The 25,733-nt window shown below is 67.6% G+C and carries 21 protein-coding genes; 11 read left to right on the forward strand and 10 right to left on the reverse strand.

The window, feature by feature from the left end; translation table 11 throughout:
• Positions 1-3 precede the first annotated feature (3 nt).
• Positions 4-759, reverse strand: a complete 756-nt coding sequence (locus WOA58_RS12935; protein ID WP_340604652.1) for an NAD(P)/FAD-dependent oxidoreductase — start codon at positions 757-759, stop codon at positions 4-6.
• Positions 760-857: 98 nt separating this feature from the next.
• Here WOA58_RS12935 and WOA58_RS12940 point away from each other — a divergent pair, with 98 nt between their 5' ends.
• The 3 genes from WOA58_RS12940 (at position 858) to trkA (ending at position 4,392) form a co-directional block, all read left to right on the forward strand.
• Positions 858-2,357, forward strand: coding sequence for a globin-coupled sensor protein (locus WOA58_RS12940; protein WP_340604653.1), 1,500 nt, complete (start codon positions 858-860; stop codon positions 2,355-2,357).
• A gap of 106 nt (positions 2,358-2,463) precedes the next feature.
• Positions 2,464-2,994, forward strand: coding sequence for an SRPBCC family protein (locus WOA58_RS12945; protein WP_340604654.1), 531 nt, complete (start codon positions 2,464-2,466; stop codon positions 2,992-2,994).
• 60 nt (positions 2,995-3,054) lie between these two features.
• Positions 3,055-4,392 (forward strand): Trk system potassium transporter TrkA, encoded by a 1,338-nt coding sequence (trkA, locus tag WOA58_RS12950; RefSeq protein WP_340604655.1) that lies wholly within the window; start codon positions 3,055-3,057, stop codon positions 4,390-4,392.
• Here the strand turns inward: trkA and WOA58_RS12955 are convergent.
• From WOA58_RS12955 to WOA58_RS12965, 3 genes are all read right to left on the reverse strand, one after another.
• The gene (locus tag WOA58_RS12955) at positions 4,387-5,883 is read right to left on the reverse strand and encodes a TrkH family potassium uptake protein (RefSeq protein ID WP_340604656.1); all 1,497 of its coding nucleotides are present in this window, start codon (positions 5,881-5,883) and stop codon (positions 4,387-4,389) included. The genes trkA and WOA58_RS12955 overlap by 6 nt on opposite strands.
• Positions 5,884-5,963: 80 nt before the next feature.
• On the reverse strand, positions 5,964-6,758 hold the full coding sequence (locus WOA58_RS12960) for a halocyanin domain-containing protein (protein ID WP_340604657.1): 795 nt from the start codon (positions 6,756-6,758) through the stop codon (positions 5,964-5,966).
• A gap of 44 nt (positions 6,759-6,802) precedes the next feature.
• Positions 6,803-7,909: a M42 family metallopeptidase gene (locus WOA58_RS12965; protein ID WP_340604658.1), complete on the reverse strand. Its 1,107-nt coding sequence runs from the start codon at positions 7,907-7,909 to the stop codon at positions 6,803-6,805.
• 141 nt (positions 7,910-8,050) lie between these two features.
• Here WOA58_RS12965 and WOA58_RS12970 point away from each other — a divergent pair, with 141 nt between their 5' ends.
• Positions 8,051-8,308, forward strand: a complete 258-nt coding sequence (locus WOA58_RS12970) for a hypothetical protein (protein WP_340604660.1) — start codon at positions 8,051-8,053, stop codon at positions 8,306-8,308.
• Between the two features lie 236 nt (positions 8,309-8,544).
• Here WOA58_RS12970 and WOA58_RS12975 read toward each other — a convergent pair whose 3' ends face one another.
• Positions 8,545-9,609, reverse strand: a complete 1,065-nt coding sequence (locus WOA58_RS12975) for a polyprenyl synthetase family protein (RefSeq protein WP_340604662.1) — start codon at positions 9,607-9,609, stop codon at positions 8,545-8,547.
• 114 nt (positions 9,610-9,723) lie between these two features.
• On the opposite strand from WOA58_RS12975, the gene WOA58_RS12980 reads away from it, so the two are divergent.
• On the forward strand, positions 9,724-9,978 hold the full coding sequence (locus tag WOA58_RS12980) for an MTH865 family protein (RefSeq protein ID WP_340604663.1): 255 nt from the start codon (positions 9,724-9,726) through the stop codon (positions 9,976-9,978).
• Positions 9,979-10,149: 171 nt separating this feature from the next.
• Here WOA58_RS12980 and gyrA read toward each other — a convergent pair whose 3' ends face one another.
• Positions 10,150-12,591, reverse strand: coding sequence for a DNA gyrase subunit A (gyrA, locus tag WOA58_RS12985; protein WP_340604664.1), 2,442 nt, complete (start codon positions 12,589-12,591; stop codon positions 10,150-10,152).
• A 273-nt stretch (positions 12,592-12,864) separates the two neighbouring features.
• Positions 12,865-14,772 (reverse strand): DNA topoisomerase (ATP-hydrolyzing) subunit B, encoded by a 1,908-nt coding sequence (gyrB, locus tag WOA58_RS12990; protein ID WP_340604666.1) that lies wholly within the window; start codon positions 14,770-14,772, stop codon positions 12,865-12,867.
• Positions 14,773-14,959: 187 nt separating this feature from the next.
• Here gyrB and WOA58_RS12995 point away from each other — a divergent pair, with 187 nt between their 5' ends.
• The 3 genes from WOA58_RS12995 to WOA58_RS13005 all read left to right on the forward strand — a co-directional run bounded on the left by WOA58_RS12995 (position 14,960) and on the right by WOA58_RS13005 (position 19,270).
• Complete coding sequence (locus tag WOA58_RS12995; RefSeq protein WP_340604667.1) at positions 14,960-15,742, forward strand: ZIP family metal transporter; 783 nt, start codon at positions 14,960-14,962, stop codon at positions 15,740-15,742.
• 70 nt (positions 15,743-15,812) lie between these two features.
• Positions 15,813-18,182, forward strand: coding sequence for a DNA topoisomerase VI subunit B (locus WOA58_RS13000; protein WP_340604668.1), 2,370 nt, complete (start codon positions 15,813-15,815; stop codon positions 18,180-18,182).
• Positions 18,179-19,270: a DNA topoisomerase IV subunit A gene (locus WOA58_RS13005; RefSeq protein ID WP_340604669.1), complete on the forward strand. Its 1,092-nt coding sequence runs from the start codon at positions 18,179-18,181 to the stop codon at positions 19,268-19,270. The genes WOA58_RS13000 and WOA58_RS13005 overlap by 4 nt, the downstream gene beginning before the upstream one ends.
• Here WOA58_RS13005 and WOA58_RS13010 read toward each other — a convergent pair.
• On the reverse strand, positions 19,267-20,112 hold the full coding sequence (locus WOA58_RS13010) for a zinc ribbon domain-containing protein (protein ID WP_340604670.1): 846 nt from the start codon (positions 20,110-20,112) through the stop codon (positions 19,267-19,269). The two genes, WOA58_RS13005 and WOA58_RS13010, sit on opposite strands and share 4 nt — an antisense overlap.
• A 167-nt stretch (positions 20,113-20,279) precedes the next feature.
• Between WOA58_RS13010 and WOA58_RS13015 the strand changes: the two genes are divergently transcribed.
• Complete coding sequence (locus WOA58_RS13015) at positions 20,280-20,555, forward strand: amphi-Trp domain-containing protein (RefSeq protein ID WP_340604671.1); 276 nt, start codon at positions 20,280-20,282, stop codon at positions 20,553-20,555.
• Here the strand turns inward: WOA58_RS13015 and WOA58_RS13020 are convergent.
• Positions 20,552-21,727, reverse strand: a complete 1,176-nt coding sequence (locus WOA58_RS13020; RefSeq protein WP_340604672.1) for an AI-2E family transporter — start codon at positions 21,725-21,727, stop codon at positions 20,552-20,554. The two genes, WOA58_RS13015 and WOA58_RS13020, sit on opposite strands and share 4 nt — an antisense overlap.
• A 253-nt stretch (positions 21,728-21,980) precedes the next feature.
• Here WOA58_RS13020 and WOA58_RS13025 point away from each other — a divergent pair, with 253 nt between their 5' ends.
• Positions 21,981-23,318 carry a hypothetical protein gene (locus WOA58_RS13025; protein WP_340604673.1) on the forward strand — a complete coding sequence of 446 codons (1,338 nt, stop codon included), beginning with the start codon at positions 21,981-21,983 and terminating at the stop codon, positions 23,316-23,318.
• A gap of 104 nt (positions 23,319-23,422) precedes the next feature.
• A complete protein-coding gene (locus tag WOA58_RS13030) occupies positions 23,423-24,943 on the forward strand; it encodes a hypothetical protein (RefSeq protein WP_340604674.1) in 1,521 nt (506 codons plus the stop codon).
• On the opposite strand, the gene psmB is transcribed toward WOA58_RS13030, so the two are convergent.
• Positions 24,944-25,687 (reverse strand): archaeal proteasome endopeptidase complex subunit beta, encoded by a 744-nt coding sequence (gene psmB / locus WOA58_RS13035; RefSeq protein ID WP_340604675.1) that lies wholly within the window; start codon positions 25,685-25,687, stop codon positions 24,944-24,946.
• Between the last annotated feature and the right edge of the window lie 46 nt (positions 25,688-25,733).

A 25,733-nucleotide genomic window follows, 5' to 3' on the forward strand; every position in this document is an offset into this window, starting at 1 on the left:
GCGCTACTCGTCGGCCAGGCTCGGGTGTGGCGTCGGCTCGTCGTCGTGGGGTTCGGCGAACCACTCGCGCATGGTCTCGCGGCTCTCTTCGGCCCGGCGTTCGCGCTCCTCCTCGTCGATCTCCTCGCAGCCCGGCGGGACGTCCCGTCCGCGCTCGGAGAAGTAGCCCTCCGGGGCGACCCAGTCGTTGTAGAACTGCAGGTCCGAGTCGTGGATCAGCGTCAGGGCGACCTGCGCGCCGTGGCCCGCCGAGATCACGGTCTGGTGGTACTGTTTGGCGATCCGGCCCGCCGCGTAGATCCCCTCGACGGCGGTGTGGCCGTCGCCGTCGGTCCCGATGTACTGCTTGGAGCCCCGCCGGTCGAGCTCGACGTCGAGCGCCTCCAGATAGCTTGAGTCGGACCACGAGGCGGCGATTACGCGCCCGGCTTCGTAGACCTCGCCGTCCTCGGTGGCGACCTCGAAGCCCCCCTCGTCGTCGGTTCCCTCCGTTCCCTCCTCGGCGGCATGGGTGATCTGGGTCACGGTCCCTTCCGCCAGCGTACAGCCGGCGCGCTCGGCCTGCGCGCGGGCCATGTCGAGGAAGAGCCGCGAGTCGACGCCCGCGGGGAACCCGGGGTAGTTCTCGAGATGGGCGTTTCGCCGCAGGATCGACTCGTCGCCGCCGACGATCAGCGTCTCCAGGCCCGCACGCGAGGTGAAGGTCCCTGCAGTGAGCCCGGCGACCCCGCCGCCGACGATCAGCACGTCCGGTTGCATACCCCCATCCAGCCCCCCGGCGCTCGTAAGGATGTCCCTCGAAATCAGATCGGATAATTATAATAACTTTAATTATACTTTGGTCCCGTCATACCACAATGACTACCGACGAGCGCGCCTTCAGACACCGAATCGAGCAGGGCGAGTGGGTCGACGGGATCGGCCTCAACGACGCGGAGATCGCGTGGCGAAAGGAGTTCCTCGGGTTCGAGGCCGAGGACGCCCGGCGGGCGGCCGCCCTCGACCGGCTGCTCGAGGAGGAGGCCGACCTGACGGCGGCGACGGACCTGTTCATGGACCCGATCCTCGAACACGGGCGCACGCGGGCGGTCGTCGACCGTGGTACCCGCTCGAACGAGCAGCTCCGGGGGGTCGTCCACGCCTACTACGAGACCTTCACCGCCGGCAGCTACGACCGGGACTACTTCGCGAAGCGCACCCGGATCGGGCGGATCCACGACATGCTCGACATGCCGATCCACTACTTCATCGGGATGTACGCGAACATCCACGTCCACTTCCTCGATGCCCTGCTCGCGGAGCGTGCCGCGGCCATCGAGGAGCGCCTCGACGACCCCGAGGCCGCGGCGGTCGTCCGCGAGGAGCTCGGCGAGGCCGGCGCCGACGCGGCGGCGTTCCTCCGGCTGACGAACCTCGACCTGCAGGTGATCTGTAACACCTACCTCCACTCGCGGGAGGGCGGGCTCCGCGAGGAGATCGACCGCTCGCGCGAGCTGCGCGAGTCCGTCGAAAAGCTGATCGAGGAGCTCGACGAGACGAGCGCGGCCGTCGAGAGCCGCTCCGAGGAGATCGCGGTGCTCACGGACGAGCAGGCCGAGAACACCGGCCAGATCGCGAGCGAGGTCGCCACCCTCTCGGCGTCGATCGAGGAGGTCGCCGCGAGCGCCGAGGAGGTCAACCGCAACAGCACCCGCGCGAGCGAGCGCGCCGCGGCGGGTCAGGACGCCGCGGGCGACGTCATCGAGCGGATGGACCGGATCGACGAGGCCACCGCGGCCGTCGCCGAGGACGTCGACGGACTGGTCGAGCGGATCGACGACATCGACGACATCACCGACGCGATCAGTTCGATCGCCGAACAGACGAACATCCTCGCGCTCAACGCCTCGATCGAGGCCGCCCGCGCCGAGGGCAACGGTGACAGCTTCGCGGTGGTCGCCCGAGAGGTGAAGTCGCTCGCGGGCGACGCCCGCGAACGCGCCCGTGACATCGAGCGACGGATCGAGGCGATCCAGGCCGACACCGCCCGGACCGCGGGGAGCTTAGAGACGGCGACGGGCCACGTCGAGGAGAGCATCGACGGGATCGAGGAGAGCCTCGCGCTGCTCGACGACATCGCGGAGGCGACCGCCGACACCTCCCACGGGATCGAGGAGGTCGCCACGGCCACCGAGGAGCAGGCCACCAGCACCGAGGAGATCGCGAGCATGATCGACGAGACCACCGACCTCTCGACGGAGGTCTCCGAGAAGGCCGACCGGATCGCGAGCACGAACGACCAGCAGCGCGAGCGCATCGAGGGGATCACGGCCGCCGTCGAGGCGCTCCGGGACGCCGAGGGGCGCAACGACGGCTGAACCGTCGGCCCCACGGAACCGTCGCGACGGCGATCGATACGGAGCCGATAGCCGGCGTTCCCGTTCGGATCCAAACACTTAGGGCGGATTCGTCGCAACTGGGCGCGTGGACGAAGTCGAACTGAGCACTGTCATCCATCTGCCGCCCGAGGAGGTCTACGACTTCCTCATCGACTTTCCTCGCTACGCGAACTACTCGAAGTATCTCACCGACGTCCGCCAGCACGGCGACGGCTCGCCCGGCACGGAGTACGACCTCCGGGTGGAGTGGTGGAAGCTCTCCTATACGGCCCGCTCGCGGGTGACCGACGTCGACCCGCCCGAGCGGATCGACTGGCGGCTGATCAAGGACGTCGACGCCCACGGCCACTGGCGCGTCGAGGAGGTGCCCGAGGAGGCCCCCGAGGGCGCGGAGACGGCCTCGCGGGTCTGGCTGCGCGTCGGGTTCGACCCCGACAGCGCCAGCTCCAGCATGATCGACCTCCCGGCGTTCGTCTCGCTGGGGGCCGTGATCCGGAAGGTGAAGCCGAAGGTCCTCGAGGAGGCCGAACGGGTCGTCGCGCGGATCGTCGCCGACCTCGAGGGCGAGCCCCGCGAGGTCGACCTCGAGATCCACCGGACGCCCGACTCCGTCTGAAGGGAAATACCCATACCGAACGACCGCAAACCGGCGGGCAATGAATCAAGCGGTGGTTTCGTGCGCGTGATCGTCATCGGGGCCGGCGAGGTCGGCTCCTCGATCGCAGCCGGGCTCGCGGACTCCCACGAGGTGATCGTCGTCGACGTCGACGGCGACCGCGTCGAGGAGCTCACCTACTCGATCGACGTGCTCGCGATCCAGGGCGACGGCACGACGATGTCGACGCTCGAGGAGGCGGGCGTCGAGGACGCGGATATCTTCATCGCGAGCACCGACAACGACGAGACGAACATCGTCTCCTGCAGCGCCGCGAAGATCGCGAGCGACCCGTTCACCGTCGCCCGGGTGAAACGCCCCTCGCTGCTCGACACCTGGAACCGCTCGAACCAGGGGTTCGGCGTCGACTTCATGGTCTGTACGGACCTGCTGTCGGCCCAGGCGATCGTCACCATCGTCGGGCTGCCCGCGGCCCGCGACGCGGACCCCTTCGCGGGCGGAGCGATCCAGATGGCCGAGTTCGAGATCCCCGTGGACAGCCCAGTGACGGGTCAGACGGTCGCGGAGGCCGACCGGTTCGACTCCCTGACGTTCGTCGGCATCCTCCGGAACGACGAGGTCGAGATCGCGCGCGGCGAGACCACCCTCATGGAGGGCGACTACGTCGTCGTGATCGGCAGTCCCGAGAGCGTCCAGGGGTTCGGAACCGAGCTCTCCCCGGAGGCGACGCCGAGCTCGGCCGAGGAGATCGTCATCGTCGGGGGCAGCGAGATCGGCTACCAGGTCGCCCGTCTGCTCGAGGAGCGCGGGCTCGAACCCCGGCTCATCGAGGAGGACCACGCCCGGGCGCGCGACCTCGCCGAACGGCTCCCGAAAACGGTTGTGATGGAGAGCGACGCGACGGACCTCGAGTTCCTCTCCCGCGAGCACATCGACGAGGCCGACGTGGTGATCGCCGCGCTCACCCACGACGAGGCGAACCTGCTGATCTCGCTGCTCGCGAAACAGCTGGGCACCTCGCGGGCGGTCGCGGTCGTCGAACACGCCGACTACGTCGACATCTTCGAGTCGGTCGGCGTCGACGTGGCGATCAACCCCCGGGAGATCACCGCCGAGGAGATCACCCGCTTCACCCACGAGGGGCGCGCCGAGAACATCTCGCTCATCCACAACGACCGCGCGGAGGTCCTCGAGGTGGAGATCGACGACGAGAGCATCCTCGCGGGACGCGCGCTCAGCGAGTCGATGGCGGACCTGCCCGAGGAGGTCGTCGTCGGCGCGATCACCCGCGACGGCGAGTGCATCATCCCGCGGGGTGACACCCGGGTCGAGGTCGGTGATCACGTCGTGGTGTTCGCACGCGTCGACGTCGTCGACGCCGCCGCCGCCGCGCTATGAGGTCCAGAACGCCTTCGTGAAGAGGACGAGCACCGGGATCACCTCGATCCGGCCGACCCACATCAGCAGGATCATCACCGCCTTGGTCGTCGACGGAAACGCCTCGTAGGTGCCGAAGGGACCGGCGATGCCGAAGGCGGGGCCGATGTTGAGGAAGGTCGCGGCCGCGGCGCCCATCGCATCGAACTCGCTGAGCACCAGCCCCGCGCGGGCGCCGTCGACGACGACGAAGACCGTCGCCGCCGCAAAGAGCAGCACGTTGACGAGCGCGAACGCGTAGATGTCGCGGATGGTGTCCTCGTCGATCACCTCGCCGCTCAGGCGGATCGGCCGGATCGCCTCGGGATGGATCGAGGTGAAGAGGTCGCGGCGAAAGCCCTTGATCACGACCAGCCACCGGAGCGTCTTGATCGAGCAGGTGGTCGAGCCGGCCATCCCCCCGATGAACATCGCGACGAACAGGACGTGTTTCGCGCCCGCCTCCCAGAGGTCGAAGTCGGCGTTCGCGTAGCCCGTCGTCGTCATGATCGAGACGGTGTTGAACACCGAGTGGCGGATCGTCGACTCGACGCTTCCCGCGTAGGACTCGTCGAGAAAGAGCAGGACCGCCGTGACGACGCCCAGCAGCGCGAGCAAGGCGATGTAGAAGCGGAACTCCTCGCTGTCGAGCAGCCGCCGTCGGTCGCCCTGTAGCGCGAAGTAGATCAGCACGAAGTTCGTCGCCCCGACGATCATGAACGGGACGATCGTCCATTGAACGATCGGGGAGAACGCGGCGATGCTGTCGGGCTCGGGCGAGAACCCCGCGGTTGCGATCGTCGTCAGCGGGTGGGCCACGGCGTTGTAGAGGTCCATTCCCGGTGCGAGTCCGGTCAGATGCAGACCGTAGAGGATCGCGATCAGTGCGACCGTCAGCCCGATGTAGAGCTCGCCGAGCAGGCGGGCCGTCTGTGCGATCCGCGGGGAGAGCTTGTTGATGTCGCGGGTCTGGGTCTCCGACTCCATCAGCTGGGCGCCACCGACGCCGATCTGCGAGAGGATCGCCGTCGCGAACACGAGGATCCCGAGCCCGCCGAGCCACTGGATCACCTGGCGCCACATCAGTATCGAGCGCGAGTGGTTGCCGAAGTCGGTGATGACCGTCGCGCCCGTCGTCGTGACGCCGCTCATCGACTCGAACAGCGCGTTCAGCGGGTGGGCGATCGAGCCCGCCCCCGCGAGGACGAAGGGGATCGCCCCGACGAGCGCCACCGAGAACCACGCCAGCGCGACCATGAGGAACGCCTCCCGCGGGCCGAGGCGATCCTCGTACTCGATGGTGTCGAGGCCCGTGCCGACCGCGATCGAGACGGCGATCGTCACGAGAAACGGGACGACCGCCTCGCCGTAGTAGACGGCGATCAGAAGGGGGAAACAGAGCGGGACGGCGAGCCACTTGAGGACGACACCGGTGAGGCTCACGCTCACACGCCAGCCGACGTTGAGGCTCATGCGTCGACCCGCTCCTCGGACCGTCGTCCGTTCACACCGTTACTGGCCCGACACTGCGGCTTAAGGGGTTCGCTTGCCGGTCACTCGATCCGGTCGCCCTCGTAGTCGCCGCCGTACTTCATGAACATGTAGGTGAGCCCGAGCGTCGAGCCGAACGCGACGGTGAGCGCGACCCCGACGGCCCGCGCCGAGTCGGGGAGCTCGACCCCGCCACCGCCGCCGGCGTCGTCGTCGATCACCTCGCGGGTCTCGATGTCCTCGCCGACCGCGACCCCGCCGTGCATCCCCTGACCGGTGTGGGGCGTACACTCGTACTCGTTGATCCCCTCCTCCTCGAAGGTGTGTTCGAAGGTGAACCCCTCCTCCTCGGTGGTGTCGCTCTGGAAGTCCTCGCCCTCGGTGCTGTTGACGTTGTGGCCGCCGCCCTCGCCGGTCCACTCCCAGACGACCGTCGCGCCGGGGTCGATCCAGATCCCCGTCGGGGAGAACGCGAGCCCGTCGTCGCCCGCGCCGACCTCGACCGTGACCTCCTCCTCGCCGCGCGAGTCGTCGGTGCCGTCGAACTCGTTGGCGTCCTCGACGAAGCCCGGCCAGTCGGGCTCGACGTCTTCTTCGCCTTCCTCGCCCTCTTCGCCCTCTTCTCCTTCCTCCTCTTCCTCGCCGTTCTCCTCCTCTTCGCCCTCTTCTCCTTCCTCCTCTTCCTCGCCGTTCTCCTCCTCTTCGCCCTCTTCTTCCTCTTCCTCCTCGTCCTCCTCCTGGGCGGCCGCCGTGCCGCTGGCCGCGACGGCCCCGGCCGCCGCCGTCCCGCCGACCACGGTCTCGCGCATGAACAACCGCCGTGAGAGGTCCCGGTCCCGGTCTCGTTGCTCGCTCATACGCGGGGGTTGGGAACGCGCCGTACTGAATATGTTGGTTTCCCTCAGAGCCGGTAGTCGCCCTCGCCGGTCTCCGAGTCGAGAAACGCGGTCAGGAGGTCGATCACCGCGGCGACGTCCTCGACGTGGGCGCTCTCGGTGACGGTGTGGAGATAGCGCGTCGGGAACGAGATCGCACCCACCGGCGTCGCCCCGGCCGACGTCTGTAGCCCGCCCGTGTCGGTCCCGCCCGCGGGCAGCACCTCGAACTGGTGGGCGATCCCCTCGCTCTCGGCGACCTCCCGGAGCCGGCGGTGGACCTTCGGGCTGGTGATCACGCTCGAGTCCTTCAGCTTGATCCCCGCCCCCTCGCCGAGCTCGGTGACGTGCTCCTCCGCGCCGAAGCCCGGCACGTCGTTCGCGACGGTCGTATCAAGCGCGATCGCCAGGTCGGGGTCGACGTCGACCCCGAGCGCGCGGGCCCCGCGCAGGCCGACCTCCTCCTGGACCGTCGCGGCGAAGTGGACCGTCACCGCCGGGTCCTCGATCCGGCGGGCGGCCTCGATCAGCGCCAGCACGCTTACCCGGTTGTCGATCGCCTTGCCCGTGACGTGCTCGCCGACGATCCCCGTATCCTGGTCCATTGTCACGAGGTCACCCGGCGAGACGCGCTCCTCGACCGCCTCCGCGTCGAGCCCGAGGTCGATGCGCACGTCCTCGGTCTTCGGGGTCTTCTCGCGCTGCTCCTCGTCGAGGGTGTGGGGCGGCGCCGAGCCGATCACGCCCGGCAGGTCGCCGTCCGATCGGGAGGCCGTCCCCTCGACTCCCGAGTCCTCGGGCCCGGGAACCTCGGTGTGGACGGTCACCCGCTGGGCCTTCAGCACGCGGGGGTCGAACCCGCCGAGGGAATCGACCGCGAGGAAGCCGTCGTCGTCGACGTGGGTGACCATGAAGCCGATCTCGTCCATGTGGGCCGCGACGACCACCGAGTACTCCGAATCACCCTCGACGGTCCCGACCACGTTGCCCATCGCGTCGGTCCGGAGCCCGTCGACGTGCGGGGAGAGCTCCTCGCGGACGATCTCGCGCACCCGGTCCTCGTAGCCGGGAACGCCGCGGGCCTCGGTCAGACGCTTCAACAGCTCGTAGTCGAAGTCGGGGTCGACTGCCATGTCCTTTCTCACCGATCAGCGGGCATAAACCACGAGGGATCGCTCCGCTTCCCGATGACGTGCCGGCTCGATGGATACGGGAAACGAATCCGCCATACTAATTATGGATAATAGATTTAATTTGCGTAGGTAACTAATCACATGGATTACGACGGCCTCACCTCTGCAGAAGATGGACGCCAGCAGAACCCCGATCTCGACAGCTATCGCCTCGGTAATTTCAAGCAGGGGTGGACGCGCGCCATCGAGGGCCAGCAATACGAATCGGTCCTCGATGAACTCAAGTGGAACAACCTCGGCTGGCGTCTCGGCAAGTTATTCGGTCCGACATCTGATGAGCTGAGAGAAGAGATGTTCAAATGGTGTGTGGAGCAACAAAAAGACGAACCGACGAAATAAGCAGTAGCGTTGGGATCCGGGACCGATTCGTAGAGACACGTATCAGATATTTTAGCGTAGATTCAACGAATACAACATCGATATTTGATAGATAGTCTGATACTGCCATCGCGAGCGAGCGGAGTGACCGCGGTAGCGGACCGGTGCGGCGAAGCCGCACCGGCTTTTTGGAGGAGATTTTTGCTCGGAGTGGTACGCGAGCGTAGCGAGCGTACCCGACGAGTAAAAAGGTCCGTCTAGACGTCCCGGTCGATGACGAACTCGGTAAAGGAGGCCAGCTGATCGGACCGTTCCTCGTCGAGGGGTACCTCCCGGAGGTGGGCCCGCGCGCTCCCGGCGAACTCCAGGGCGCGTTCGCGGGCGTACTCGATGCTGTCGGTCGACTGGAGGATCCCGATCGCGTCGACGATCTCCTCGCGCGTGTTCTCGTCGGCGTGGAGGATCGTCGCCAGTCGGTCGGCCTCCGCGGGATCGGCCTCCGAAAGGGCGTGGATCGCCATCAGCGTCCGCTTGCCCTCACGGATGTCGTTGCCGAAGGCCTTGCCGAACTCCGTGTTGCCCTCGATCGTACTCTCGATGTCGAGGATGTCGTCACCGATCTGGAAGGCGATCGACATCTCCTCGGCGTATTTGGCGATGGCGTGTTCGACCTCGTCGGGCTGGTCGGTGAGGATGGCAGGGAGCCGGGCGACGATCCGACCCAGACAGCCGGTCTTGCAGGCACACATCTCCAAGTATTCCGCCTCCGAGACCGTCGCCTCGCGGTTTCGGTGCCAGTGGATGTCCATCCCCTGGCCCAGATGCGTGCGGTTGAGCTCGTCCATCAGCATCTCGTACATCGCGAGCTGGGTCCCCGAATCGAGGCCCGCGGGGTTCTTGCCGACCACCTTCAGCGGCAGGAAGTACATCGCGTTGCCCGCGTTGAGCGCGACGTCCTGCCCGTATCGGTGGTGGAGGGCGGTCTCCCCGCGGCGGATCTCCGCCTCGTCCTCGACGTCGTCGACGATGATCGTGCCGTTATGCAGCACCTCGGGGATACAGGCGTAGGCGAGATGCTCGTGGGGATCGGCCCCGAACCCGTCGAGCAGGAGCAGACAGACGACCGCCCGCCAGCGTTTCCCCCCGCGATCCAGCAGGTCCCAGACCGGGTCCGATAGCGCCCGCTGGATCGCCTCCGGATCGTACCGGTGGCTCGCCGGGCCGAACCACTCGTCGAGGTAGGCCTCGTCGACGTCGCGGGGCAACAGCTCTGCTATCGCGTCGTCGACGACCGGCTGCCACTCGGCTAGGACGTCCCGCATACCGCGCAGGTGGCCCGGCGCGGTCAAAAAGCTTCAGTTTGCCGACGGAGAACTCACAATCAGTTCTTAGTTGTTTCAGAACGCTTTTGTTTCGCGGGCGAGCAGGTACCCGCTATGGCAGACAGAGACGAACTCCGCTCGCAGCTGTACGACGCGTTCGAGGGCGCCGACTACCCCGTGAAGAACCAGATGGACCTCGTGCCCGCCCTGCCCAACGGCCCCGCGACGAAGTTCGAGTCGGGCGAGACGAGCTTCACCGCCATGGAGATGGCGACCCGGCTGTCGGGCCACCAGGAGTTCCCCTACGAGGACGCCGACTCGCTGGTCGACGACGTCATGACCGGCCTCGAAAAGGAGGACATGATCTGACCGGTACGGTTTCACCGTCCTTCCCCGAACGACCGTTGTCGTGCGTGAGACCCTATATCACAACCCGGTCGTCGCCCCGGACCGCGGTCGGGGACCGTCGGCGAGAGCCCGGACGCCGTCGAGGCGCTCCACGCATGCTGATCGGGACGAAACGCCCGTCCGATCCCGTTTCTACGCCGCATCCGGCACCACGTCGACGCTCGCAACCCGATCGTCCTCGGCGAGCCGCATCACGATCACGCCCTTCGTGTTCCGCCCGACCGTCGAGACGTCCGCCGCGCGGATCCGCATGATCTGGGCGTCGTCGCTCATCACGACGAGGTCGTCCTCCCCGCTCACCGACTCGATCGCGGCGACCGACCCGTTTCGGTCGCCGATCTTGATGTCGATCAGTCCCTTGCCGTAGCGCGACTGGGTGCGGTACTCCGAGAAGGGCGTCCGTTTCCCGTAGCCGTTCTCGGTGATCGTCAGCAGGTCACGGCCCTCCGCTGCGGTCACGAGCCCGACGACCGCGTCGTCGTCCCGGAGCTTGATCCCGTTGACTCCGCGGGCGTTTCGTCCCATCGCGCGGGCCTCGCCCTCGGGGAACCGGATCGCCATCCCGCCCTCGGTGGCGATCACGAGGTCGGTCGAGCCGTCGGTGACGGTGACGTCGACGAGGCGATCGCCCTCCTCGAGCGAGGCAGCGATCAGCCCCGAGGCGCGAACGCGCTCGAAGGCGCTCGCCGCGGTGCGCTTGACGTAGCCGTTCTCCGTGACCATCGTCAGGAACTCGTCGTCCTCGAAGTCGTCGGTGTTCACCACGGCCGTCAGCTCCTCGTCGGGATCGAGATCGAGGATGTTCACCGCCGACTTCCCCCTTGCCGTCCGGCTCATCTCGGGGACGTCGAACCCGCGGATCTGGTAGGCCTTGCCGTGGTTCGTGAAACAGAGCAGATAGTCGTGGGTGTTCGCGCGGAACACCTTCGAGACCTCGTCGCCCTCCTTCAGGTTTGCGCCGATGATCCCCTTGCCGCCCCGACCCTGGGGGTCGAACGCCGAGACGGGCATCCGTTTGACGTAGTCGTCCTCGGTGACGAGGATCAGCGACTCCTCCTCGGGGATGAGGTCCTCGTGGAGGACCGAGTCGCCGCCCTCGATGATGCTGGTGCGTCGGTCGTCGCCGTACTCCTCGCGGATCTCCCGGAGCTCCTCCTTGATGACGCCCAGGAGCTCGGATTCGTCGTCGAGGATGGTCTCGAGGCGCTCGATCTCCGCGGTGAGGTCGTCGTACTCCTCCTCGATCTCCTCGCGTTCGAGCGAGGTCAGGCTGCCCAGCTGCATCCGGACGATGTGTTCGGCCTGCGCCTCGGAGAACTCGAACTCCTCTCTGAGGACGTCCTTCGCGCCGTTTCGGTCCTCGGCCCCGCGGATCAGCTCGACGACGCTGTCGACGTTGTCGAGCGCCTTCAGGCGTCCCTCGAGGATGTGCGCGCGGTCCTCGGCCTCCCCGAGGTCGTACTCGCTGCGCCGGCGCACGACGTCCTTTCGGTGTTCGACGTAGTGTTCGAGCGTCTCCTTCAGGTCGAGCACCCGCGGCTGGCCGTCGACCAGCGCGAGGTTGATCACGCCGAAGGTCCGCTCGAGGTGGTGTTCGAGCAGCTGGTTCTCGACGACGTCGGCGTTCGCGCCGCGCTTGAGGTCGATCGCGATCCGGATGCCGTCCCGGTCGGATTCGTCGCGCAGGTCGCTGATCCCCTCGATCCTGCCCTCGTTGACGTTCTCGGCGATGCGCTCGACCAGCCGGGACTTGTTCTGCTGGAAGGGCAGCTCGGTGATGACGATCCGTTCTCGCTTGCCCGCCTCCTCGCGCTCGAACTCCGCGCGTACGCGGAGCCGTCCGCGGCCCGTCGTGTACGCCGAGTGGATCGCCTCCCGGCCGACGATGTTCGCGCCCGTCGGGAAGTCCGGCCCCTTGACGTGCTCCATCAGGTCCGGAATCGAGCAGTCGGGGTTCTCGATCAGGTGGATCGTCGCGTCGATCACCTCCCGCAGGTTGTGGGGCGGGACGTTGGTGCTCATCCCGACGGCGATACCCGAGGAGCCGTTGACCAGCAGGTTCGGGATCGCCGAGGGGAGCACCTCGGGCTCCTCGAGGCGATCGTCGTAGTTCGATGTGAAGTCGACGGTGTCCTTCCCGATGTCGGTCAGCAGCTCCTCGGAGATCGGGCTCATGCGCGCCTCGGTGTAGCGCATGGCCGCCGCGGGGTCGCCGTCGACGCTCCCGAAGTTGCCCTGACCGTCGATCAGGGGATAGCGCATCGAGAAGCCCTGGGACATGCGCACGAGCGTGTCGTAGATCGCCTTGTCGCCGTGGGGGTGGTAGTCCCCCATCGTCTCGCCGACGACCGAGGAGGACTTGCGGTGGGCCGAGCGGGAGCTGACGCCCATCTCGTGCATCGCATACAGGATGCGCCGGTGGACGGGCTTCAGCCCGTCCCGGACGTCCGGGAGCGCGCGGCCCGCGATGACGGACATCGCGTAGTCGATGTAGGACTGCTCCATCTCGTCCTCGATTCGGACGGTGTCGATGCGTGCGGCGTCGATATCGGGGTTCGGAACGTCAGAACTCATGGTGTGGGGGTCTCAGGGTGTGGTGGTCGCTGTGAGTGTCGTTCGTACTGCGGTCGCGATGGCTGTCCGCGGTGCGGTGGCCTCGCTTCGCGGCCCGTGGCCGCGAATCGAACGGGGAGGTGTGCGGCTGGGCCCTCAGCGAGCGATTCCGGTCGGAATCGCTCGCAATGCGGCCTGGTGGTCCTCGGAAATCTTCGATTTCCGGGACGCCGAGAGACCGTGAAGCGGTCTCTCGTAGCGACATGCAAAGAGTGAGGGCTTTCGGGGCGTTCGCTATATATCGACCCATTCGGCCTCCTTCGCGTGGTCCTGGATGAACTGCTTTCGCGGCTCGACGGCGTCGCCCATCAGCACCGAGAACATCCGGTCGGCGGCGGCGGCGTCCTCGATAGTGACGCGCTTCAGCACCCGGTTCTCGGGGTTCATCGTCGTCTCCCAGAGCTGATCGGGGTTCATTTCGCCCAGCCCCTTGAAGCGCTGGATCCGGTCCGGCGCGCCGTGCTCCTCGATGATCCCCTCGCGTTCGGCCTCGGTCATCGCCTCGCGGGTCTCCCCGCCGTAGCGAAGCCGGTAGAGCGGCGGCTGGGCGGCATACACGTAGCCGGCCTCGACCAGCGGGCGCATGTGCCGATAGAGAAGCGTCAACAGCAGCGTGCGGATGTGCGCCCCGTCGACGTCCGCGTCGGTCATGATGACGACCTTCCGGTAGCGCGACTCCTCGAGGTCGAACTCCTCGCCGACGCCCGCGCCGATCGCGGTGATCAGGTCGCGGATCTCGTCGTTCTCGAGCACGCGATCGAGGCGGTGTTTCTCGACGTTGAGGATCTTCCCGGAGAGGGGGAGGATCGCCTGGAACTCCCGTGCGCGACCCTGCTTGGCGCTGCCGCCCGCCGAGTCACCCTCGACGACGAACAGCTCGGCCTCGGTCGGGTCGCGGGTCTGACAGTCCGCGAGCTTCCCGGGCAGCGCCGTCGATTCGAGCGCCGATTTCCGGCGGGTGAGCTCCTCGGCCTGTTTGGCGGCCTTGCGGGCCTTGGCGGCCTCGACCGCCTTGCGGATGACCGCCTGGGCGGTGTCGGGGTGCTCCTCGAAGTAGGTGCTTAACCCCTCGTGCATCGCACTTTCGACGATCCCGCGGACCTCGCTGTTGCCCAGCTTGGTCTTCGTTTGCCCCTCGAACTGCGGGTCGGGGTGTTTGATCGAGATCACCGCGGTCAGCCCCTCGCGGATGTCCTCGCCCCGGAGGTTCTCGTCGATGTCGTCGAGCAGCCCCTGCTCGTTGGCGTAGTCGTTGACGATCCGCGTGAGGGCCGTTTTGAAGCCCGTCAGGTGGGTGCCGCCCTCGCGGGTGCTGATGTTGTTCGCGAAGGCGTGGATCGAACCCTGGAGCTCGTCGGTCGCCTGCATTGCCACTTCGACCTGGATGTCCTGTTCCTCGTCGGCGATGTAGAGGACGTCGTCGTGAAGCGGCGTGCGCGTCTCGTTGAGGTACTCGACGAACTCCCGGATCCCGCCGTCGTACTTGAACTGCGACTGGCTGCCGTCGCGCTCGTCGGTGAGCGTGATCTCGACGCCGGGGTTGAGGAAAGCCAGCTCCCGGATGCGCGTCTCGAGCGTCGAGGCGTCGAACTCGACGTCGTCGAAGATCTCCTCGTCGGGCCAGAACCGAACGGTGGTCCCCGTCTCCTCGTCCTCCTTGAGCTCCCGGACCCGCTCGATGTCGCCGTCGGGCGCGCCGTAGTCGAACCCATGGGTCCAGACCGCGCCGTCCCGACGCACCTCGGCCTCGAGGCGTTCGGAGAGGGCGTTGACCACGCTCACGCCGACGCCGTGGAGGCCCCCGGAGACTTGGTAGGACTTCGAGTCGAACTTCCCGCCGGCGTGGAGCACCGTCAGGATCACCTCGAGGGCGGGTCGGTCGTACTCGGCGTGGGTGTCGACCGGGATCCCACGACCGTCGTCGCTGACGCTCACCGAGTCGTCCTCGTGGATGGTTACCCCGATGGTGTCACAGTACCCCGCGAGCGCCTCGTCGATCGCGTTGTCGACGACCTCGTAGACGAGGTGATGCAGCCCGCTAGAATCGGTAGACCCGATATACATCGCCGGACGGGTGCGAACGGCTTCGAGCCCCTCTAACACCTGAATCTGCCCGGCTCCGTATTCACTCTGCTCGGACATAAAATCTGATTAAGCGTTCGTCCTCCGTAGTGATTAAACTTCCCGTACGCGCGCCCGCGCGAGACGCCGGCGTTTGCTCGGCGTGGTCGGGGACCGGACGGGCCCGGCTGTACTCGAGCTGTCGGCCGAGCTGCATATGCCTCGCGTGCCGCGCGAGGTTTTTGGCCCGCTCGTGCCTCCCTCCGGTATGGACCCTCTACTGACGGTTCTCCTCGTCTCGATTCTGGCCGGCTGTGCGACCGGGCTGGGCGCGCTGCCGATCCTCTTTGCGGACAGCGTCTCCCACCGGGCCTACGACGCCGCGCTCGGGCTGGCCGCCGGGATCATGTTCGGCGCGGCGGTCTTCGCGCTGATCGTTCCGGGCATGGAGATCGGCTCGCTCGCGGAGGTGCTCGCCGGGATCCTGCTGGGCGGGCTGTTCCTGCTGGCCGCGAACCGGGCGATCCCCCACGTCCACCTCCGGGTCAACGGCCGGCGCGCCGACGAGCGCGACGCCGAGATCGCGCCTGAGGACGCCGACACCATCCGAAGGGCCCTCCTCGTCGGTGGCTCGATCACGATCCACAACGTCCCCGAGGGGCTGGCGATCGGTATCGCCTTCGGCAGCGGGCTCGACGCGGTCGGGATCGCGCTGGCGATCGCCATCGCCATCCAGAACGTCCCCGACGGCTTCGCGATGGCCGTGCCGGCGAGCCAGACGGGACTCTCGGACGCGAGGACGATCCTCTACACCACCCTCTCGGGCGGGGTCCCGGAGCCGATCGCCGCCGTCGCGGGGTTCGCGCTCGTCTCGGTCGTCACCCAGCTGTTCCCCCTCGCGGCGGGGTTCGCCGCCGGGACGATGATCGCCGTCATCTCCCGCGAGATGATCCCCCAGAGTCACGGCCACGGTTTCGCCGACGAGGCCACCCTCACCTTCCTCGCCGGCTTCGCGATCATGCTGTTCGTCGACACCGCGCTCGCGGTCTGAGACGCCCACTTCCACTTTCACCAAGCTACCGCACGGGTTTTACGTGCGCCGGCGATAGAGACGCGTACGAATGACGTCGCTCCAGTCGACGCTCGGCGACGAGCAGGGGATCGCCGACGAGCTCGCTGCAAACCAGCGGGAGATCTCCATCGCCGAGTTCTTCGAGAAGAACAAGCACATGCTCGGGTTCGACAGCGGGGCCCGGGGGCTGGTCACCGCCGTCAAGGAGGCCGTCGACAACGCGCTGGACGCCACCGAGGAGGCGGGCATCCTCCCCGACATCTACGTCGAGATCGAGGAGGTCGGCGACTACTACCGGCTGGTCGTCGAGGACAACGGTCCCGGCATCACCAAGGAGCAGATCCCGAAGGTGTTCGGGAAGCTGCTCTACGGCTCGCGCTTTCACGCCCGCGAGCAATCCCGCGGCCAGCAGGGGATCGGCATCTCCGCCGCAGTCCTCTACAGCCAGCTCACCAGCGGGAAGCCCGCACGGATCACCTCCCGAACCCAGGGCTCGAGCGAGGCCGAGTACTTCGAGCTGATCATCGACACCGACACCAACGAGCCCGAGATCAGCAGGGAGGAGACCACCTCCTGGGACCGCCCCCACGGGACGCGCATCGAGCTCGAGATGGAGGCGAACATGCGCGCTCGCGGCCAGCTCCGGGACTACATCAAACACACCGCGGTCGTCAACCCCCACGCCCGGATCGAGCTCCACGAGCCGAACGACTCGTTCAAGGCCGAACGGGCGACCGACCAGCTCCCCGCCGAGACCGAGGAGATCCGCCCCCACCCCCACGGCGTCGAGCTCGGGACGGTCATCAAGATGCTCGGGGCGACCGACTCCCATTCGCTGTCAGGGTTCCTCCAGGAGGAGTTCACCCGCGTCGGGAGGAAGACCGCCGACAAAGTGCTCGACAACTTCCGGGACCGTTACTTCGGCCGCGAGATGGCCTGGGAGCCGCCCGCCGAGGACGAGATAGCGGACGCCGTGAGCGAGGCGACGACGAACAAGGCCGCCGACGCCATCGAGGCGTTCGCGAACGGGATCGCCGAGCGCGTGGCCGCCCGCGACAGCCTCGCCCACCACGAGCTCGAAGGGGTCGTCGCGGCGGTCGCCGACGAGATCAGCGTCGAACACGGCACCTTCGGCGAGACCGCCCGCGAGAAGGCCGTCGCGGCGGTCTGGAGCGCGGTCACTGAACACCGCGAGGAGGAGTGCCGTCGCCTGGTCGATGGCGCGACGAGCACCCACAAGGACGCGGCGACGATCGAGGCCCTCGCGGGGCGGATCGCCGCGAAGTTCGACGACGGCGGGCGCCACCGGCTGACCCGTTCGGCTCTCGCGGAGTACGTCGACCGCGCGGCGGACATGACCCAGGAGCGCGACGACGTGGCGATCGGCGAAACCGCCCGCGAGAACGTCGTCGAGGCGTTCTGGTCGGCCATGCGGACGGTCCCCGACGACGTGCCGCTCGCCCGCGAGGTCGCGAGCGACCGCAACACCGCCCGCGACCTGGTCGATGCGATGCGCGAGACCGACATCATCGCCCCGCCGACGGACTGCCTGGCGCCGATCACCGACGAGCTGGTCGAAGCGGGCCTGCGAAAGGAGTTCGACGCGGAGTTCTACGCCGCGGCGACCCGGGACGCCGACGTCCACGGCGGCGACCCGTTCATCGTCGAGGCGGGGATCGCCTACGGCGGCGACATCCCCGCCGAGGGGTCGATCGACGTGATGCGCTTCGCGAACCGCGTCCCGCTGGTCTACCAGCGCGGGGCGTGTGCGACCACCGACGTGGTCAAATCGATCGGCTGGCGCAACTACGGGCTGGACCAGCCCGGCGACACCGGCCTGCCGAACGGTCCCGCGGTCGTGATGGTCCACGTCGCCTCGACGAACGTCCCGTTCACCAGCGAGTCGAAGGACGCCATCGCGAACGTCCCCGCCATCGAGGACGAGATCGAGCTCGCGATCCGTGAGGCCGCCCGCGAGCTGAAGTCCTACCTCTCGAAGCAGCGTTCGATCGCCAAACGCCGGAAGAAACAGGACGTACTGGCACAGATCCTGCCCGAGATGGCCGAGAAGGTCGCGGAGGTGACCGGGAGGGAATCGCCGAACATCGATGCGGCGCTCGCCCGGATCATGAACAACGTCCAGGTCTCGCGCGCCGCCGAGAACGGGACGGTGAAGCTGGTCGTCGAGAACCACTCGAGCACCGCCGAGGAGCTCGACGTCACTGACATCGTCTCCGCGGAGCCGAGCGACCTCTCGGAGGGAACAGTGATAGAAATGGACGGCGAGTGGTTCGTCAAGTGGTCGCCCACGATATCGGCGGGCGAGACGGCGACCCTGGAGTACAGCGTGGACGGGGAGGCGACGTTCGACCTCGACGTGAGCGGGGTCGAGACCGCGAAACTCACGGTAGACGAATGAGCACGGACACACCACACGACGCGCGAGAACAGCTGATCGAACTGGCGGCGGAGTTCTACGACCAGTTCGCGGAGGGGGACATCCCCGAGATGACGCTCCCGACGCGGACGAAGAGCAACATCGAGTACGACGAGGACTCGCAGGTTTGGGTCTACGGCGACCGGACGAGCACCCGATCGGCGAACTCGGTCCGGGGGGCTCGCAAGCTCCTGAAGGCGATCTACACGATCGAGTTCCTCGCCGACCAGCTCGGCGAGGACCGCTCCTCGACGCTGCGTGAGCTGTACTACCTCTCGGAGAGCTGGGACAACGAGGAGGCGCAGTTCAACGACCAGGACGAGTCCAACCAGCTGATCGAGGACCTCGAGATCGTCTCGGAGGTCACCCGCGAGGACTTCCACATGCGCCCCGAGGAGTCGGGCGCGACGATCATGGGGCCTCTGGAGCTGCGCGAGCAGACCCGGCGGGGCGAGCGGGTGATCCACTGCCAGGAGGACGTCGGCGAGGGCGGTTATCAGATCCCGAACAACCCTGACACGATCGAGTTCCTCGAGAACGACGCCGACTTCGTCCTCTGTGTCGAGACCGGCGGGATGCGCGACCGGCTCGTCGAGAACGGCTTCGACGAGGAGTACAACGTGATCGTCGTCCACCTCAAGGGCCAGCCCGCCCGCGCGACCCGACGGATCACCAAACGGCTCCACGACGAGCTCGACCTTCCCGTCACCGTCTTTACCGACTGTGACCCGTGGTCCTACCGGATCTACGGCTCGGTCGCCTACGGCTCGATCAAGTCCGCGCACCTCTCGGAGTACCTCGCGACGCCCCAGGCGCAGTTCGTCGGCATCCAGCCCGAGGACATCGTCGAGTACGACCTCCCGACCGACCCCCTGTCGGACTCGGACGTCAACGCCCTCGAGAACGAGCTCGAGGACCCCCGGTTCCAGACCGACTACTGGGAGGAACAGATCGAGCTCCAGCTCGAGATCGGGAAGAAGGCCGAACAGCAGGCGCTCGCCTCCCGTGGGCTCGACTTCGTCACCGAGACCTACCTGCCCGAACGGCTCGAGGCGATGGACGTCCTCTAAACCGGGTCGTTTCTGACCGTCGTGTCCGTCTCGCCGCTGTAGTTCTCACGACCTTCGTCCGACGAGTCGCCGGCCGCACAGCGACGGCAGTAGGCGTTCCGGCCGTGTTCGTGGGTCCACAGCGGGATCCCCGCGAGATACGTCCGCTCGCCGTAGCGCCGCTCGACGCCCTGCTCGATCGGCGAGGCACAGGCCGAACAGGGCGTCTCGGGCCGTTCGATCACCCGCTCGTCGGTCCCGCGAACCCGGCCGAACGTGCCGACCGATCGGCGTGCGGCCAGGCGGCGTCGGGCCGGCGGAAGGACCGCGACGGCCCCGAGGAGGCAGATCAGCCCGATCGTTCCGGCGGCCACCGATCCGCTCGTCGCGAGCACCATCAGGCCCAGAAACAGGAGCAGCGTCGCGAGCAGGACGCTGAACCCCCAGTCGAGCACGTCCCGGTCGATGTCGGCTTCGGCGTCGCTCGGCCCGCTCAGCCGGCGGCGCGTCCCGTCGGCCCGGAGTTCGACCCGTTCGGCGTTCATCGAGTAGCTGTACCACCCGTAGAGGAGGTTGCCGACTCCGCCCGTGAACAACAGCAAGAGAACGTGGAGCCCGATCGATCCGATCCCGCGGTCCACCAGGACGACCCGGTCGTCGTACTCGCCCTCGATCTCCCAGCCCTCGGCGACCATCGCGTCGAGCTGCTGGCGGAACTCCCCGCGACCGTCGCGCCGTGCCGTCCGTCCACGGAACTCGCCCGATTCACCGATGGCCGTGCCACACTGCGAGCAGTAGGCGTCCCCGGCCCCGAGACGCGTTCCGCATCGCGAACAGAAGTTCGGCGCCGTCGAACCGCTCATATGCGATGTTGTATGTATACTGACAAAAGTGTTGTGGGCGTTACCGGCCGTCGAGCACTCGATGGGCGGCCCGGACGAGGTCGGCAACGGGCGGGACGGTCTCCAGCTCCGCGGTTCGACTTCGATCCGCGCCCTAGGTTTATCGGCTCGGTGGCCCCAGTGTCGGTATGGCAGAGAAGACCCTGCACGAGGAACGGATGAGCCGGGCGGACGTCGCGACACAGCTGCGGCGGCTCGCCGACGAGCTCGACTCCGGCGAGGACGAGGGAGAGGACGGCGGAACGGAGGGCGCTGGCGGGATCGAGGTCCCGGTCGGCAACAAGCGCGTCCGGCTCACCCCGCCCGAGGAGATCGGCTACGAGATCGGCGTCCGCGAGGGCTCCTCGGTGCTGCGGGGGAACCGGGAGACCGTCTCCCTGACGCTCGACTGGAAGCCCCGTTAGTCCTCGGTCTCGACCACCGGCGACGTCCCCTCGGTCCGGCTCCCGGCCATCGACGGCGGCCGCTGGTCCGGTCCGCCGAAGTCGCCGAGGGTCGTCTGGTGGGCGGGGGTGTCCTCGCCCCACAGCACGTACGGCAGCAGGACGTGGGTCGCGTTGATCAGGAGGATCAGCAGGATCGGGAGGAAGAACAGCCCGTAGAAGCCGAAGACCGTCGGCCCGACGATGTAGCTGACGAGCAACAGCCCGGTGTGGGTGTTGTCGCCGCTGATCAGCGCGCGGATGAAGAAGTCGGGGATGAAGTCGACGAAGACCCCCGCGGCGAGGAAGAAGGCCCCGACGTAGATCAGCAGGCCGGTCTGTCCGGCGGCGAACGCGGCGGCCGCGAGCCCGATCCCGACGGGGATGTAGACGAGCTTGATCCCGATGACGGGGATCAGGCTTCCGATCCCGGCGAGCGCGGCGAACAGGCCGGGAAACGGCACCTGAACGGTTTCCGGAACGAAGAAGTTGTACGTGAAGAAGACGATCACGCCGACGATCGCGGTGACGAACACGTTGACGATGTTGCCGAAGAGCGTCATCGAGAGCTCGGGGTCGGCCTCGTCGAAGAACTCCCGGATGATCCCCGTGTCGTCGAAGTTCGTGAGAACCCACGCCCGCAGCCGCGGCCCGTCGACGAGCATGTAGTAGGTCAGCACTACGAGGATCAGCAGCTGGACGATCGCGCTGCTGACGACGCTCAGCGCCCCCGAGAGGCTGAACAGCGCGGCGAAGATCGAGCCCTGTGCGCCCGCGCCGGCGATCGCCTCCTGAAGCGTATCGAGGTCCAGTGCGGCGATGTCGAACTCCTCGAGGCCCTGGCTCAGCACCTGGTCCTGGATGTCGTAGGCCTCGACGAGCGCCTGGACCTCGATGACGATGATCGCGACCGTATAGACCAGCAGGATCAGGAAGGGGATCCCGAAGAGGAGGATCGCGAGGAGCGCTCGGAGGCGTTGTGGGATCCCGAACCGTCGGAGGAAGCGGTGGATCGGCCGCACCGAGTAGTAGAGGAAGACCGCGAACACGACGACCGCGATGAACGCCTCGATGACGTAGGCGGCAATGAGAAACAGCCCGAACACGACCAGTCCGAGCCCGATCCGGCGCCCTACCCCGCGGTCGTACTCCATTACGTCCACCCAAAGCGCGGTCCGTTCATCAATCCCCTGGGTCGACCCACGGTGCCCTTCGAACGGTCGTTTCCATGCCACGGGACGGGGTACCGGACGGCCCGGGGTTCGACTAGCGGCCGCGACCCCGTTCCGGATAGGGCCGGCTCGGACCGGGTCCCATCACGCGCGGTCGGGGCCGCATCCGGGTCCGACGTTGACGCTGCAAGGCGTACTGCTAACCACGAACGGGCTGTTTATCGTCCGGGAACCAATGGTCGACGACAGCACCGCAGACGAGCGCATCGAGACGACGACCGACCACGAAACGATCCGCGAATGGGTCGAAACGCGAGGCTCGACCGCGGCACGAACGACCGGGTCGTCGGACGAGGAGACGGGGAGCCTCGCGATCGTACCCGAGGGAACGGACGACGCCTCGGTCGAGACCGTCCCGTGGGAGGAGTTCTTCGAGGTCTTCGAGGACGAAGGCCTCGCGTTCGCCTACCAGACGACCAGGGAGGACCCCGACGAGCGGTGGTTCTGTACGTTCGTCGCCCGCGAGGGGGAGGTCGACGAGGACGTCTTCGAGGCCGAGCGATCCGGAACGACCTGGTCGAGCGCCGGCCGACGCGCGGAATCGGCGGACGGGGAGGCGACGGGGACGAGGACCTCGGGGACCGCGGCGACGGACGAGAGCACCATCGAGGAGGGCGACGTCGCCGAGACCGAGGTCACGAGGACGGAGGTCGTCCGGAAGGAGATCGTCGAGACCGACCGGGTCCGGAGCCGGGTCGTCGAAAGCGAGGTCGTCGAGGAGGAGGCGATCGACCGATCGCTCGTCGGCCGGGAGATAGAGCGCTGTGAGATCGTCGACGACGCCGTCGAGACCGAAGTCGTGGAGCTCCACCGGGTGACGACCGAGGTCCTCGAGGCCCATACGGTCGAGAGCGAGGTCGTCGACAGCGAGACCGTCGAGCGCGACCTGGCCGAGGACGAGACCCGAACCGACGCGGACGGCAAGCCGACGACCGAGGGCGCCGCCGACCTCGGGGACAGCGGCCTCACCCACGACACGATCGTCGAGAGCGAGCTGGTCAGGCGCGACCTGGAGGAGGGCGAGCTCCGGGAGGGCGAGGTCGTCGAGACCGAGGTGGTCGAACGGCGCGTCCTCGAAAGCGAGGTCGAAACGCGGCTGCTCGTCCGAAGCGAGCTCGCGAGCGGCGAGTCGATCGACGAGCGGATCGTCGAAACCGAGCTGGTCGAGAGCGAGATCGTCGAGCGGGATGCCGACGGCGAGCTCGGATCGGGGCGCTCGGACAGCGGCGTCGACACGGTTCCCGACGCCCCGACGGGCTCGGACGCCGGGCCCGGCGCCACCGCGGTAAGCGACGACGAGGTGGGAAAGACCGTCGTCGACGCCCGCGGCGAGGAGGTCGGGATCGTCTCGGAGGTCGGCGCGGGCACGCTGTACGTCGACCCCGACCCGACGGTCGCCGAGCGGATCTCCTCGAAGCTCGGCTGGGGCGACGCCGACGACGGGTCGTATCCGATCGAGGCGGACCGGATCGAGGCCGTCACCGACGACGAGGTCCGACTCGCCCGCCTTTAGACGGCCCGCCGGCCGTGGTCCCCCGCCCCGGTTCGCCGTTCGGCGACGTCGGGCCGGGCTCGACACTCCTACTTTAAAGGTGATCGCCGGCCGATCCCCGGGTAATGACCGAATCCCAGCTCGCGGCGGCGGTGACCGAGGCCCTCGGGATCGACGCAACGACGTTCCAGCGTCGCGCGGCCGAGGACGCCGACGTGATCATCGAGGCGCTCTCCGAGGGAGTCTTCGACAACCCCCAGGCGATCGTCGGCTTCGAGTACGAGTTCTACGCCGTCGACGGCGAGACGAGCGCGCTCCGGCGCGTCCCCCGGCGGATGCTCGAGTACATCGGCTTCGAGAAGGAACTGGGGCTGCACAACGCCGAGATGTCGACCAGCCCCCAGCCGCTGAACGCCCACGGCCTGCGCGCCCAGGAGGCGGAGATCAAGGCCCGGCTCACCACCGCCCTCGAGTGCGTCCGGCCCGAGGGGATCACGCTCGTCAGCGACGGCATGTGGACGATCCCGCCCGAGGGCGAGGGGTCACGCGAGTACCTCACCGACCACATCACCGACGGCGGGATCCGCATCGCGACCAACATGAGCGACTCGGTCCGCTATCACGCGATGGCCAACGCCGAGGGCGAGACCACCGCCGGGATGCATCTCGACGCCCCGAACGTGACGCTCGACTCGGCGACGGTGATGCCGGAAAGCCTCATCACGTCGATCCAGCCCCACTACCAAGTGGCCCACGCCGCCGACCTGCCTGACTACTTCAACTACGCGCTGCGCATCGCCGGTCCGCTGCTCGCGCTCGGGGCGAACTCGCCGTTCTTCCCGCCCGCGCTCTACGACGACGTCCCCGACGAGCGGGTCGTCGACGAGGCCTGGATGACCAACCGGATCCCGGTCTTCGAGAGCGTCCTCAACGAGGGGACGCCGGGGAAGGTCCGCTTTCCCCACGACCTCCAGAGCGTCGAGGAGGCGGTCGACCGGGTCGTCGCCGACGAGATCATCGTCCCGATGCCCGTTGAGACCTCGGACCGGTTCGACGACGAGTTCGCCCACTTCCGCATGAAACACGGCACCTACTGGCGGTGGGTCCGACCCGTGTTCGACGGATCGACCCGCTCCGCGGCCAACGCCCGCATCGAGTTCCGCCCCATCGGCTCCCAGCCGACGGTCCGCGACTCCGTCTCCTTCCTCGCGGTCTTCGCGGGCCTCCTCGAGAGCCTCCCCCGCCGCGAGCATCCCGTGATCGGCCTCGACTGGGCGGACGCCCGCGAGAACTTCTACGCCGCCATGCGCGACGGCCTCGGCGCGGACCTCTCGTGGATCACCGGCGGCGGCGAGGAGACGATCGACGGCGAGCGCCTCTTCGCCGACCTGTTCGACCACGCCCGCGACGGCCTGAAGCTGCGCGGGCTCAGCGATCAGGAGGTCGAAACGTATCTCTGGCCGCTTCGCCACCGCGCCCGGCACGGCTACTCGCCCGCCGAGTGGCGCCACGAGCGCGTCGCGGACCTCGTCGAGGAAGGGACGTCCCTCTCGGGAGCTATAGAGACGGCTCAGCGCGAATACATCGACCGTCAGAAGGAAACGCTGTTGGAGGGCAGTTTCGCCGACTGGGTCGACGACCGGTAGTTATCGGCCGCTCTGGATGTCGTCGACGCCCTCGAACTCCTCGTAGCGCTCGATCTCGACCTCGTCCTCGGTGATCGTCGCGATGTTGATGCCGTTGCCGCTGGCGGTGTCGCGTTCGACGGCGCTGCCGACGCTTCGGATGGCGACGTCGCGGGCCTCCTCGACGCTCAGGTCCTCCTCGTAGTCCTGTTCGAGCACGCCCAGCGCGAACTGCGAGCCCGAGCCCGAGACGGCGTAGGCCTCCTCGGTGGTGCCCCCGAGCGCGTCCAGGCTGTAGATGTGGGGGCCGTCGTCGTCGACGCCGCCCAGCACGGGCACGACGATGAAGAAGCCGCCGCTGCGGAGCAGGTTGCTCGTCAGCGTCGAGAGCGCGGTCATGCTCATGTCCTCGCCCTGGCGGGCGTCGTAGAGGTTGACCTCCGCGCGGAGGGTGCGGATCAGCGACTGGGCCGCCGAGACCGAGCCGGCGATGGTGAGCGCGCCCGTCGGGTGGACGTCCTCGACCTTCTGGACCGTCTTACTCGAGACCATGTTGCCGAGGCTGGCGCGCATGTCGGTCGCCATCACGACGCCGTCCTCGGCGCGCAGGCCGACCGTCGTCGTTCCGGTCTTGAGCTCGGCGGCGTCTGCACCCTCGGGGAGCTCGGCGTCGGGCAGCGTTCCCAGTTCGGGCTCGTAGGGGTCCGCCTGGCCGGGACTGGAGACGAGCGAGTCGGAGAGCTCTAGTTCGTTCGGTGTTCGCATTACCGAACGTTACCCCCTACGGACTGATAAACCCATTCGTTCCGGC

This window comes from Halalkalicoccus tibetensis (assembly GCF_037996645.1).
Classification (GTDB): domain Archaea; phylum Halobacteriota; class Halobacteria; order Halobacteriales; family Halalkalicoccaceae; genus Halalkalicoccus; species Halalkalicoccus tibetensis.